A 13,453-nucleotide genomic window follows, 5' to 3' on the forward strand; every position below is an offset into this window, starting at 1 on the left:
CTTATGGAAAAGGAGTCAGAATTTACAAAGAGGTACTTGTATGCCTCACCTTATTTTAGAGAACAAAAATTTAATACTATTTTTAAACCTCAAATTTAATTTTATGAATGATATCTTAAAATGTTCGCCGAAAAGATTTTTATTTTCAATGGTGGTTGCTTCTGCCTTATTGACAGGAATACCCCAGAAGACTTATGCAGAAGTTGACAGGTCACAATCTGTGATGCAGACTGTGACTGTGAAGGGAACTGTGTTGGATGCAAATAATGAACCAATAATTGGTGCTAGTGTGCTGATGAAAGGAACTACTAATGGTACAATCACGGATATAGATGGAAACTTTACACTTAGCAATATCAATCCGGGGACTTTGGTTGTTTCTTATATTGGATATAAAACAAGAGAAATTAATGTGAATGGTAGCGCACCTGTGAAAATTATATTGCAGGAAGATTCTGAAGTTTTGGATGAAGTGGTGGTTGTAGGCTATGGTACCCAAAAAAAATCTTCATTAACAGGTGCTGTTACGGTTGTAGGAGCTAAAATGCTTCAGGAAAAAGGAGGACTGTCTAGTCCATTGGAAGCTTTACAGGGGCAGGTGCCAGGTGTCATGATTACTCGTAGTTCCTCTGCTCCGGGAGATGAGAGTTGGGGATTGAGTTTGCGCGGTTCAGTGTCTGTGAATAGCACAGAACCATTAATTATCATTGATGGTGTGGCGTATGAGAGTGTGAACGAACTTCGGCTGTTGAATCCCAATGATATTGAATCAATGAACTTTTTGAAAGACGGTGCGGCTGCAATCTATGGTTCACGCGCTGCCGGTGGTGTTGTTTTAATTACTACAAAGAAAGGTGCTGAAGGTAAAGTAAAGGTAGAGTATAGTGGTAGTGCTACTTTGAAGACTGTTGGTTTGATGGCCTCTGCTATGAATATCGACCAATGGGCAGATGGTGTAATGACAGCATTGACTAATGATAAAAAGACATCTGACGTATGGTATACTTATGCCGAATTAGCGAAGAAATATAAAGGTTCTTATCTTGATATGCGTTACAGTCCTAATCCATTCGGCTCAACCAATTTTACTGATGTTGCTGATTTTGTATTTACGGATGATGTAAATTGGCTGGATACGCTTTTTGGCGATACATGGAGTACAGAACATAGTTTAAGTGTTTCCGGTGGTTCGGAGAAATCATCTTATCGTATTTCCATGAGTTATCTTTATGATGGTTCTACCTTGCAATTTGGTAATAACAACAACCAACGTTATAACTTTCGTATGAACAATACGTATAAGTTTACTAAGAACCTGAAATTAGATTCTTCTATTTCGTATAATCGTCAGGAACAAGTTGCGCCAACGCAGATTGAATCAGCTTTGTCTGCCACTTTACCTATGCCCGGTCTTCCTTTTGAATCATTGAATGGAAAACCATATGCTTGGGGAACATGGGGATCTCCTGCAGCTGTTGTACGTGATGGAGGCGACAATAAACTCTCTGTTTCTGCTATTTCATTAAGCGAAACTTTGAATTATCAGATTTTTGATTGGCTGTCAGCTAATGCCAATGTAGGATATAGTACAAGTACGGCAGCTCGTAATAAAACAACAAACGCTGTTACTTTTTATAATTATATGGGTGATGTAGAGGTACGGACAGACCCAAGCCAGGCAAACTCAACTTATACACAGACAAGTTCACGAACGGATTTTTACTCTGTCTCCGGATATTTGGCGGCTAATAAGACATTTGCTCAAAAACATAAGCTGAATTTGACGTTGGGCGCGCAGTATGAATTTAAAGAATACACTTATTTCGGTGTAATGGTTAAAGATATTCAGAACGGTATGGAAATAGTAAACGGTTCGGGGGATGTGACTCTGACTGGTGATGAGAAGAAGTATCAGAATGCAAACCTCTCTTATTTCGGACGTTTCAACTATGATTATGATGGACGTTATTTGTTGGAATTGAATGGACGTTATGACGGCTCTTCTAAATTCTTACCTGAAAACCGTTGGGATTTCTTTTATGGTGTTTCACTTGGATGGCGTATAAAAGAAGAATCTTTTTTGCAGAAAGTCGATTGGTTAAGTGATTTGAAATTACGTCTTTCCTATGCCGAAGTGGGTAATCAGAGTGGTATTGGAAATTATGATGGCGTACAGCTCTATAATCTGGTTGCGGCTGGAGATGATGGTGCATATATTGGTTCCAATAAGCTTTCTTATATTAAAACAAATGGAACTCTGGCCTCCACTACACGTAGTTGGGAACGTATTAAGAATTATAATATAGGTGTTGACTTTGGCTTTTTAAATGGAACTCTAACCGGTTCTGTTGAAGCGTTTATGAAGCATAATAATAATATGTTAGTGAATGTTACTTTTCCGGGGACGTTAGGTGATTCTGCTCCGAAAGCTAATGCCGGAAAGTTTGAAGGTTGGGGATATGAAGGTCAGCTTAATTATCGTAACCGGATTGGAGACGTAAATTATCATGTAGGTAGTACTTTTACTTTTGCCCGTAATGAATTAGTCGACTATGGTGGTACAACTGTGTTGAAATCAGGATATGTACAAACACAGCAAGGCTATCCACTAAATTCAATTTTCGGTCTGCGTTACGGAGGTAAAATTCAAAACGAGGAACAGCTGGCTGCTTACAAGACTAAGTATTATAATAATAATGGTATTGGTATGCCATCTAACTTGCGTGTAGGTGACAATATGTATTGCGATGAGAATGGAGATGGTGTGTTGGATGAAAAAGATTATATCTATTTGGGTAGTGATACTCCTGAAATATCTTATTCTTTCAACTTTGGCGCAGATTATAAAGGATTTGATATAAATGTCGTTTTTCAAGGAGCTGCCAATCGATTTGTTTATCGTCCGATTGATAACTGGACTGTTCCATTCCGTAGTAATTATACCAATACAAGCACTGCTTCTCTTGGTAACACATGGAGTCAAAATAACCGGGATGCTTACTACGCTCCATATACTAATGAAAGTAATATCAATAATTATAATTATCAGGCATCTTCTTTGACAGCGCAAGACGGCCGTTACCTTCGTTTGAAGAATGTGACAATCGGTTATACGTTTCCTGCCAAGCTTTTGAATAAAACAAAAGCGATTTCAGGTGCCCGTATATATGTGACAGGAGCAGATTTATGGGAGACCACCAAAATTAAAGATGGATGGGATCCGGAAGCATCGGCTCGAGATACCAATAATACTACTCAAGCTGCTAAGGGAGTGAAACGTTATCCGTTCACTCGTAACTTTACCATTGGAGCTAATTTAACCTTTTAAATAATTGATAATATGAAACTAAAGCAATATATAAAAGCTGCATGTCTTTTTTCCTTCATGGCGGTAACAACTTCCTGCATGAATTTAGAACCATTGTCGGATTTGGGTGATAATCTGGTGTGGAACAATGCTACCAATTTCCAGTTATTTGCCAATCAATTTTATAGTTGGCCTCATGACTTCAACCGTGCTGTATCAGACGAGCCTCATAGTGATTTTCGTTCAGATTTAGTGGCGGGTTCATCTATGAATGTGTATAGCCAGGGTACAAATGCTATTCCTGCTACAGATGCTAATTACACTAGACTATATAAACGTATCTATTATACTAACCTGTTGTTGAAGAATGCTGAAAGTTTTGCTGTACCTGCAGATATTGCAGTGCCTGTTGCTGAAGCAAAATTCTTCCGTGCATATAGTCATTTTGAGTTGGTGCAGCTTTATGGAGACGCCATCGTTCTTACGCAACCTTTAGACTTGGACTCTGAAATATTGTATGGGAAGCGTAATGATCGCGGTGAAGTGATAGATCAGGTAATTAAAGATTTGAAGGAGGCAGCCGGCAGTTTACCCGAAACGTCTTCCGAAGCCGGACGATTGAATAAATATATCGCTTATGCCATGTTGTCACGGGTAGCATTATATGAAGGTACCTGGCAAAAATTTCATACAAATGGAAAAGATGCTACTTCAAATACTACTCGCAGCACGGAACTGTTGACTATTGCCAGGGATGCAGCTAATGAGGTTATTAAAGGTGGTAAATATAAAATCTTCTATAATGAAAAATTAGCGAATGAGAGTTATCGTTATATGTTTACGTTAGAAGATGGAGCACAATGCAATCCGGCCAACCTTTCAAAGAGTGATAATACAGAATATATCTTTGTGAAACGTCATCGTAATGGAGATAAAACAGCATGGAATCTGACTCACGGTATGGTGGCAAATGCTTGTTATGTGACTCGTAAGTTGGCGAATATGTACCTTTGTTCTGACGGGTTGCCTATAGGGAAATCATCCAAGTTTCAACAATATGCCGGAGTAACTGATGAATTCCAAAATAGAGATAACCGTATGGGAAATAATATGCTGTATCATGGACAACAGTATTGGAATAACGATGGAAAATGGCGTACAACCTGGACAGATGCAGATTTGACAAGTAGCCTGACCGCTAATGTACGTTCTGGTAGTGGCTATCAAAATCGTAAGTGGGGCACAGAACGTCAGTTGGAAGATTATTACGAATCTTATGACTTCCCGGTTATTCGTTATGCGGAAGTGCTGCTGAATTATGCCGAAGCTGTTTATGAACTAAATGGTACTATAACGGATCCGGAATTAGATTATTCTTTAAATCTGGTTCGTCTTCGTGTCAATCCGGATATGCCAAAATTGAGTAGCAAATTGGTTTCGGCAAACAATCTTTCAATGCGTGAAGAAATCCGTAGGGAGCGTACTGTTGAACTTGTACTGGAAGGTTTTCGCATTGATGATCTGAAACGTTGGGCTACTGCACCTGTTGAGATGCCACAAGATCAGCTTGGAGTGCAAGTTACAGGGACTTGGTTTGAAACCAACTGGACTGATCATAAACGTTCGCTTAGTAGTGACGGCTGCCTTATACTCTATAGTGATCGTACCTGGAATGATAAACTTTATCTTTATCCGCTACCTTCTGACCAGTTGCAGTTGAATCCACAATTGGAACAGAATCCGGGATGGAAAAACTAAGATGTATTATTGTAATAATGAATAAAAGAAAAAACGTATGAAACAGATATTAAAATATGGGTTAGGTTGTCTGTTTATGACAGCGGTCGTTTCCACATTTCTGTCATGTGATGATAATGATGAGGTATCTCCACTATCTAAAGCGATTTATCCTAAATCGGTAGAAATGATTATTTCAGAAGATTTACAACAACTTATTTATGTGGATGACACGAAAGTGAAAGTCTTGCCCTTAGTAAAAGGAGAGAAAATAGAGTTGGGCTATAATATAACTCCTGATGATGTTACTTATAAAGAGGTAAATTGGACTTCCAGTAATGCAAACGTAGCTACAGTAGATGCTAATGGAACAGTAAATGCTATTAGTGGTGACGGTACAGGTGTAGCGGTGATTCAAGTTGCCCCCAGTGTTTATTATTCGGGTAGCGATGTGGCTAGTGCTTTGAAAGTGTTGGTTGTGAATTCACTGATTAGTGCGGAGAGTATTACGATTACTTCAAGTGCAGATAATGTATATGCAGGAGAAACTGTACAGTTGACAGCTGGGATTTTACCATCTGACGCGACTTATAAAACTGTGAAGTGGTCAAGTTCTGACGAAACTGTTGCTATAGTAGATAAGAATGGAGTTGTTACAGGTTTGGACAGCGGTAAAGGTGCGGCTGTGCCCGTTACTATTACTGCAACTTCTTTAGATGGCGCAAATGTGATCGCAACTAAAGAAATTATCGTGAACTCAATTGTACAACCGGAGGAGGTAGCTATTGACCAAAATTACTCATCGACTAATGGCTATGAATTTGCTATTGCAGAAAAGAGCGTTGCTTTGAACTTTACAACAGTGCCGGAGAATTGTACCAAGTCATTGATAGAGTGGACATCAAGTGATGAAACTATTGCTACGGTGAAGGCAGGTGTTGTTACTTTCAATGCGAATGGAGTGTTTGGCAAGGTTACTATAACTGCCACCTGTCCGGAAACAGGTAATTCTTCGTCTATAGAGTTGAATTTGGCAGAAGGATTAATACGGGAGCTTTTCCGTAATGAGAATTATACATGGGCTAATGCTTCAAATGCGGAATCACATACATGGAATAAAGATGGAGGCTATATAACGATCAATACAAAATTAACCGGTGGTAAATGCCGTGGAGATTTGATTTGTAAGAGTACAACTTCTTGGTTACATTCTGGCAATTATCCTATTTTCGCAGTTCGCATGGATGATGTGAAAGATTATGAGGGAGTAACTGCACGTAATATAACTCTTGACGCATCCGGGATGTGTGATGGTACTAAATATTCCGGTGGTCTAGACGGAAATAACAATAAATGGCTGAATGATTATAAATGTAGCGATGGAAGTCATGTGCTTATTTATGATATGGCCAGTCAGAAATGGGGTACAGGTGGTTTACTCCCGGCAACTGCTGTTGCATCGTTTACAACTCTTCAATTCAAATATGCTGATATTGTATCGTCTACAGCTGTAAGTTATAATGTTTACTGGGTTCAGACGTTCAAAACATTACAGGATGTGCAAGCATATATTAAGTCAGAAGGGCTGACTTATGAAGTGATAAAATAATAGAATAATAAATTAAGGCTCAAAATAGATTCTTTATGAATAAAAATACAATTAAGATAATGGTTTTCGCACTGCTGATAGCAGTGCAGAGCTCCTGCCGTGAGAATGAATTCGGAGTAGTGGATTTGACACTCCCGGAAGGAGTATATGTTCCGGTAGAAGCTGAATATACTTACAATCATCCTTGTGCGATGTTTAATCAGGCAGATTTTGATAGGGTAAAGAAAATGCTGAATGATGGGACTGCACCTCAAAAAGTAAAGGATGAGTTTGAAAATCTGAAAAACTCCAGTTATGTATCAGCTTCTTCCTATACCCCGCAACCACAGACAAAGATTGTTCGTGGTGATGTAACTGGAACGGGATTTAGTAGTGAAAACTACAGCTATGCTATGGAGGATGCTGCAGCTGCTTATCAGATGGCGCTTTTATGGAAACTTACCGGTACTGAACAGTATGCAAAGAATGTGGTTAACATTTTGAATCAATGGGCTGCAACCTGTACGGAAGTGACTTCAAATGATGCTAATCATAAATTAGCGGCAGGTGCGCAAGGATATACTTTTGCTAATGCGGCAGAAATAATGCAAACCTATGATGGTTGGACGGAAGCAGATAAAACAACTTTTAAAACGTGGATGGTGAAAGTATTCGCTTCTAAAAATAAAGATTTTCTGGATAATCATCAAGGTAGTAACAATTGTGCTTTACATTACTGGTCGAATTGGGATTTAGTTAATATGTGCTCCTATTTGTCTATTGGTATTTTAACTGAAGATGATGATATGGTTAACTATATTGTGAACTACTTTTATAATGGTGTTGGCAATGGAGCTCTAAATAATTTAATCCAGGGTACTCATGTTGATCCACTGTCTGGTGAAGAGATATGTCAGAATCAGGAAAGCGGACGCGACCAGGGGCATGCTCAAATGTCGGTAGCCGTAACAGCTAATCTTTGTCAGATAGCTTATACATTCTATCAGGATAATAAAGACATTTCCCGACTAGATTTCTTCGCGGCTAATAATAACGCAGTTATGAAAATGGGTGAATATGTAGCACTTAGCAATGCAACGGATGGAGTGAAAAATGACAATTCGGATGGTACATGGCTGATTGATATAACAAAAATACCTTTTAAAGAGTATCAGTACTGTACACATTGTACATGTAAAGATAAAAATCACGGACAAGATCATAAGGTAGTATCTGACGATGGTCGTGGGGAAGTTCGTCCCGGATGGGAAATTTTCTATACTCACTATGCAAAGATTAAGGGATTGAGCAGTGGTTATAAGTATGCTCAAATACTGGCGGATAAAATGCGTCCTGAAGGTGGGGCAGGAGAGACTGCTAATCGCTATGGTTCTAATAGTGGCGCTTTTGACCAATTGGGCTGGGCTACGTTAATGTTATATCGTGAATAAAATGGGTATGAGTTTTTAGATAAATAGAAAAAAGTTGGAAAGGGATTAGGTATTTACCTAATCCCTTTCGTATATATAAGTAAATAGGTCAGTAAATAGATTGTTTTGAAATCAGAGATAGGATTCAGTTTTAAAAGTGCTTGGTTTTTATATAAGGTAGAAAGAACCTGTTTTTAGGAGTAACGAATCTAGTTTTGAATGAAATTGATTAGTAAGGTATATGCGTAAAAAGATTCTGTTTTTAGCAGGAATGATGGCTTGCAGTTCATTGGCAGGCGCACAAGAAATTTCTAAGACCTGGGTGGCTGATAAGGGGAATGGAACTTATCAGAACCCGGTTCTCCATGCTGACTATTCGGATCCGGATGTCTGTGCGGCCGGAGATGATTTCTATATGACAGCATCCAGTTTTAACTGTATTCCCGGAATTCCTATTCTTCATTCCAATGATTTGGTCAATTGGTCACTGGTAAACTATGCATTACCGGTTCAGGAGCCGGAAACCTTCTTCGATAAGGCACAGCATGGCAAAGGCGTATGGGCACCGGCCATTCGTTTTCATAACGGAGAATTTTATATTTACTGGGGGGATCCGGATTATGGAATCTATATGATTAAAACCAAAGACCCGAAAGGAAAATGGAGCAAACCGGTATTGGTGAAAGCAGGGAAAGGAATGATTGATGCAACTCCTTTGTGGGACGAAGACGGAAAAGTATATTTGATACATGCTTATGCCGGAAGCCGTAGTGGGGTGAACAGTATCCTCGTCATTTGCGAACTGAATCCAGAAGGAACAGAAGTTATTTCCGATCCGGTGATGGTGTTCGATGGAAATGATGGAAAGAATCATACCGTAGAAGGACCGAAGCTCTATAAACGCAACGGATACTATTATATTTTTGCTCCGGCAGGAGGTGTCGCAGCCGGTTGGCAATTGGTACTTCGCTCAAAGAACATCTATGGCCCTTACGAATCGAAAATCGTGATGGCACAAGGAAAGACAACGATAAACGGACCTCATCAGGGTGGCTGGGTAGACACCAACACAGGAGAATCCTGGTTCGTCCATTTTCAAGATAAAGGCGCTTACGGACGTGTGATTCATCTGAATCCGATGATGTGGGTAAATGACTGGCCTGTAATCGGAGTGGACAAGGATAAAGACGGTTGCGGTGAACCTGTAACGACTTATAAGAAACCGAATGTGGGAAAGACCTATCCGGTAGCTACTCCGCCGGAGAGTGACGAATTCAATAGCCGGCATTTGGGATTACAATGGCAATGGCATGCCAATAAAAAAGACACTTACGGGTTTACTACCGATTTGGGATTTATCCGTCTTTATGCAGGCAGCCTTTCGAAAGAGTTTGTGAACTTCTGGGAAGTTCCTAACCTGCTGATGCAAAAGTTTCCGGCTGAAGAATTTACAGCTACGACCAAGCTGACATTTACTGCCAAGCAGGATGGAGAACAAGCCGGAATCATTGTGATGGGGTGGGATTACAGTTATCTTTCTATCCGCAAAGCGGGAGATAAGTTTATTCTGCAACAAGCAGTTTGCAAGGATGCGGAACAGCAGAACCCTGAACAGATAAAAGAATTGGCAAACATTCCGGTAAAATATTTGAAGATGCCGGGAGTAGCAGATAATGAATGGCAAACAGTTTATTTACAGGTAAAGGTTCGTAAAGGAGCTGTTTGTACATTTGCTTATAGTCTGGACGGGAAGAAATATACGACAGTGGGAGAGTTTTTCACAGCCCGTCAAGGCAAATGGATTGGAGCCAAAGTCGGACTATTCTGTGTGACTCCGAATGAAGGCAATCGGGGATGGGCAGATGTCGATTGGTTTCGGATGGATAAGTAATTGACCAATCAATAATTGACAAAGAGAAATAAAGATTAAGAATTAACTCGAAGATATCAGATTAAGATGAAAAAGATTGTAGTAGGTTTGGCTGTGATGTTAGGTTTCTGTACGTGTGTTCATCAGCCGTCCGGTACATTGGATGTGAATAAGGCATTGGACTATTGTGCAGAGCAGACACAACGTACGCTTGCGGAACTGAAAACAGACTCCGGCATCGACTATACAATGATGCCACGTAATATCATGACTGACGAACACCATTGGAATTGTCGGAAAGCGACGAAGGAAGAATGGTGTGCCGGTTTCTGGCCCGGAGTATTGTGGTATGATTACGAATATACGAAAGATAAACAGATTCAGGAAGAAGCGGAGAAGTTCACGAACTCTCTGGAGTTCCTTTCCAGGACTCCGGCTTTCGACCATGATTTGGGCTTCCTCGTGTTCTGTAGCTACGGAAATGGTTACCGCCTGACCAAGAATCCGGCTTACAAACAAGTGATTCTTGATACAGCCGATACGTTGGCTACTCTGTTCAATCCCATTGTAGGAACTATCCTTTCATGGCCTCGTGAAGTGGAACCCCGCAACTGGCCGCACAATACCATCATGGATAACATGATTAACCTCGAAATGCTTTTCTGGGCAGCGAAGAATGGTGGAAATCCTTATTTATATGATATTGCCGTTTCTCATGCTGATAAAACGATGAAATGCCAGTTCCGTCCTGACTATACATCTTACCATGTAGCGGTATACGACACCATTACAGGTAATCTGATAAAAGGAGTAACCCATCAAGGCTATGCCGACAGTACCATGTGGGCGCGTGGTCAGGCATGGGCAATCTATGGATACACGGTAGTTTATCGTGAAACGAAAGATCCTAAGTATCTTGATTTCGCGCAGAAAGTGACCGATGTCTATCTCGAACGTCTGCCGGAAGACAAGGTTCCTTATTGGGATTTCAGTGCACCGGGAATACCGGATGCTCCGCGTGACGCTTCTGCTGCGGCAGTGGTGGCCTCTGCTTTGCTTGAATTATCCACTTACCTCCCGAATGGAACAGGAAAACGTTATAAAGATGCAGCTATTGAAATGCTGGCAAGCCTGAACTCTGACAGTTATCGGAGTGGCAAGAGCAAACCGTCCTTCCTGCTTCATAGCGTAGGACATTGGCCGGCTCATTCCGAGATAGATGCTTCTATTATTTATGCAGATTATTATTATATCGAAGCCTTATTGAGGCTGAAACGTCTGCAAGAAGGACACGGGGTATTGGGATAACAGTATTACCGGGCTTATGAATACGGTAATATCAAAGTATCGGTAGAACTAATAAAGTGAATAGTCCGATTAGAATAGGTGATAGTGTAAAAAAGGAAAAGCTCTGCAAGAACGAAGGTTCTATGCAGAGCTTTTTTTACTGGTTAGGGTTAGGCTTATTATTATTTTACCTTGATGATGTCATAATTCAGATCGCTGACAGCTTCTTGCAAGCTATCGTTCACCAAACGAAGAGTGGTGTCGTTAACAACCACGAAATACATCGGAGCTTCACCATCCTTCGGAGTTAACTTAACAGCAGTAACAGGTTTTTTGTTCACAACCTTGTGTACTGTTTGTTGTTTTCCTTTTGAAGTGAAAGTCTTGTTTTGTCCTTGACCTTCAGCATCGAGGTAAGTCATATCCAGTGTATACGCAGTATCCACACCGTCAGTTGCAGCGTTCAGGGTCAGTACATAGTCAATACCCGGACCGTCGGCAGCAGGAAGAGTACCTTCATAAACTTCAGTCAATTCGGTAATCGGAGTCATCGCAAGAGCTAGACTGTCTGCTTGTGCCTCTGCGGCTTTGTTTGCTTTTGATTGGCATGATGCCAAAGCAGCTACGACTGCTGCTAACATAATTACTTTTTTCATCGTTAAGTGCTTTAAGTTAATATAAATATAGTGAGCTATTGCTCGTTTTTTGCTATCCTATTCCTGTTCATCGTCCCGTTTGATGACAAGCAGTTTGTCTACTCGTCCGCGGTCCATGTCCACCACTTCGAATTGCAGATTCTTGTAGGTGAAGATGTCTCCAGCTTTCGGGATGCGACCAATCAGGAACATGGCCAATCCACCCAGAGTGGTGAAGTCTTCCGATTCCAGATCTTCGTAGGATAGGATACCCATTTCCTCCATGAAGTCGTCGATATTCATTGAAGCTTCCACCAGCATTGAACCATCCTGCCTAGTGACGATTTCTTCTTCTTCCATTTCATCCTCTTCAAGGATGTCTCCGAAGATACTTTCGGTCAGGTCGTGCAGTGTGATAATGCCTTCTGTGCTGCCATACTCGTTAACAACAACTCCGAACTTGTTTTTGTTCTTCTTAAATAGCTCTAAAACTTTATTTGCATACAAACTTTCCGGAATAAAGAGGGGAGGACGGGCAATTTCGCGCAGGTTAAACACCTTTTTGTTGCCTACCATCAGGATAATATCCTTTACGGAAACCACACCGATAATCTCATCTTTCCGTTCGTCTACCAATAGATATTTACTGTAATGTTCTTCTTCAATAATCTTCATCACCTTTTCCTGTGTATCATCGGGATGAAGGATAATAAGATCTCTGCGATGTGTCATCAGTTCGTTGGCGCGTTTATCAGAGAAACGGAATACGTCGCGTATCATTTCCGTTTCCTCTTTGTCAATCACACCCTGCTCCGAACTTTGGTGCAGGATCATTTTGATTTCTTCCTGTGTCATGGGGCGTTCTTCGCTTTTCAGACCGATAAGTTTGTTCAGTAACCGGGTAGAGACGCTTAGCAACCACACAAAAGGATAAGAAACCTTCGTCAGCAGAATCATGACCGGGCTGAACAAAGTGGCGTACCGTTCCGGATTACTAAGAGCAATGGATTTAGGAACCAGCTCTCCGATAATCAGAGAAAGATAGGTGATGATTGCTACGGTAGTAATCATTGCCAGGTTGCGTGCGTATGCTTCTGCGCCCGGAATGAGAGAAAAGAAAGGTACGAGGTCGTCGGCAATAGCCACACCACCATACGCACCGGATACGATACCGATCAGCGTGATACCAATCTGAATGGTAGACAAGAACTTTTCCGGTTCTTCCAATTGTTTTAAAACTCCTCGGGCTGATTTGTTGCCTTTTGCGACAAGTGTTTCAAGACGTGCTTTGCTGGATGATACCAACGCAATTTCATACATGGCAAAAATGCCATTCAGTATAAGTAAGAAAAGTATGATAAGAAATTCCATAAATGGATTTAAATGGTTATAGGGTCGAAATTACAAGAAATCGGGACACTATGCAAATATGTGTAATATATTAATGAAAATTTAATAATCGTGTTGTCTTTTTTGTGTAATCATAATAATATAATTGAGGCACGGATTACGCAGATTTCACAGTTTCAATTAAATAAGACCTGTGTTAATCCGTGTAATCCGTGCCTTAATAAAAATCAACAGGAAGTTTTGAACTCT

General features: G+C 40.5%; 8 protein-coding genes. 6 read left to right on the top strand and 2 right to left on the bottom strand.

Annotated features, from left to right (window positions below):
* The first annotated feature begins 40 nt into the window (after positions 1–40).
* The 6 genes from INE92_RS02960 to INE92_RS02985 all read left to right on the top strand — a co-directional run bounded on the left by INE92_RS02960 (position 41) and on the right by INE92_RS02985 (position 11,240).
* The gene (locus INE92_RS02960) at positions 41–3,328 is read left to right on the top strand and encodes a SusC/RagA family TonB-linked outer membrane protein (RefSeq protein WP_195435669.1); all 3,288 of its coding nucleotides are present in this window, start codon (positions 41–43) and stop codon (positions 3,326–3,328) included.
* Between the two features lie 12 nt (positions 3,329–3,340).
* Entirely contained in the window at positions 3,341–5,065 is a 1,725-nt protein-coding gene (locus INE92_RS02965) for a RagB/SusD family nutrient uptake outer membrane protein (RefSeq protein WP_008648422.1), read from the top strand.
* A gap of 37 nt (positions 5,066–5,102) precedes the next feature.
* Positions 5,103–6,653, top strand: coding sequence for an Ig-like domain-containing protein (locus INE92_RS02970; protein ID WP_008643226.1), 1,551 nt, complete (start codon positions 5,103–5,105; stop codon positions 6,651–6,653).
* A 35-nt stretch (positions 6,654–6,688) separates the two neighbouring features.
* Positions 6,689–8,083, top strand: a complete 1,395-nt coding sequence (locus INE92_RS02975) for an alginate lyase family protein (protein ID WP_032842078.1) — start codon at positions 6,689–6,691, stop codon at positions 8,081–8,083.
* Positions 8,084–8,303: 220 nt separating this feature from the next.
* Positions 8,304–9,953, top strand: a complete 1,650-nt coding sequence (locus INE92_RS02980; protein WP_195435671.1) for a glycoside hydrolase family 43 protein — start codon at positions 8,304–8,306, stop codon at positions 9,951–9,953.
* Between the two features lie 66 nt (positions 9,954–10,019).
* Complete coding sequence (locus INE92_RS02985; RefSeq protein ID WP_004316016.1) at positions 10,020–11,240, top strand: glycoside hydrolase family 88 protein; 1,221 nt, start codon at positions 10,020–10,022, stop codon at positions 11,238–11,240.
* 161 nt (positions 11,241–11,401) lie between these two features.
* Here the strand turns inward: INE92_RS02985 and INE92_RS02990 are convergent, their stop codons facing one another.
* Complete coding sequence (locus INE92_RS02990; protein WP_008021672.1) at positions 11,402–11,875, bottom strand: copper resistance protein NlpE N-terminal domain-containing protein; 474 nt, start codon at positions 11,873–11,875, stop codon at positions 11,402–11,404.
* 57 nt (positions 11,876–11,932) lie between these two features.
* The gene (locus tag INE92_RS02995; RefSeq protein ID WP_004296963.1) at positions 11,933–13,225 is read right to left on the bottom strand and encodes a hemolysin family protein; all 1,293 of its coding nucleotides are present in this window, start codon (positions 13,223–13,225) and stop codon (positions 11,933–11,935) included.
* Between the last annotated feature and the right edge of the window lie 228 nt (positions 13,226–13,453).

It is taken from the genome of Bacteroides xylanisolvens (assembly GCF_018289135.1).
In the GTDB taxonomy this organism is placed as follows: Bacteria; Bacteroidota; Bacteroidia; order Bacteroidales; family Bacteroidaceae; genus Bacteroides; species Bacteroides xylanisolvens.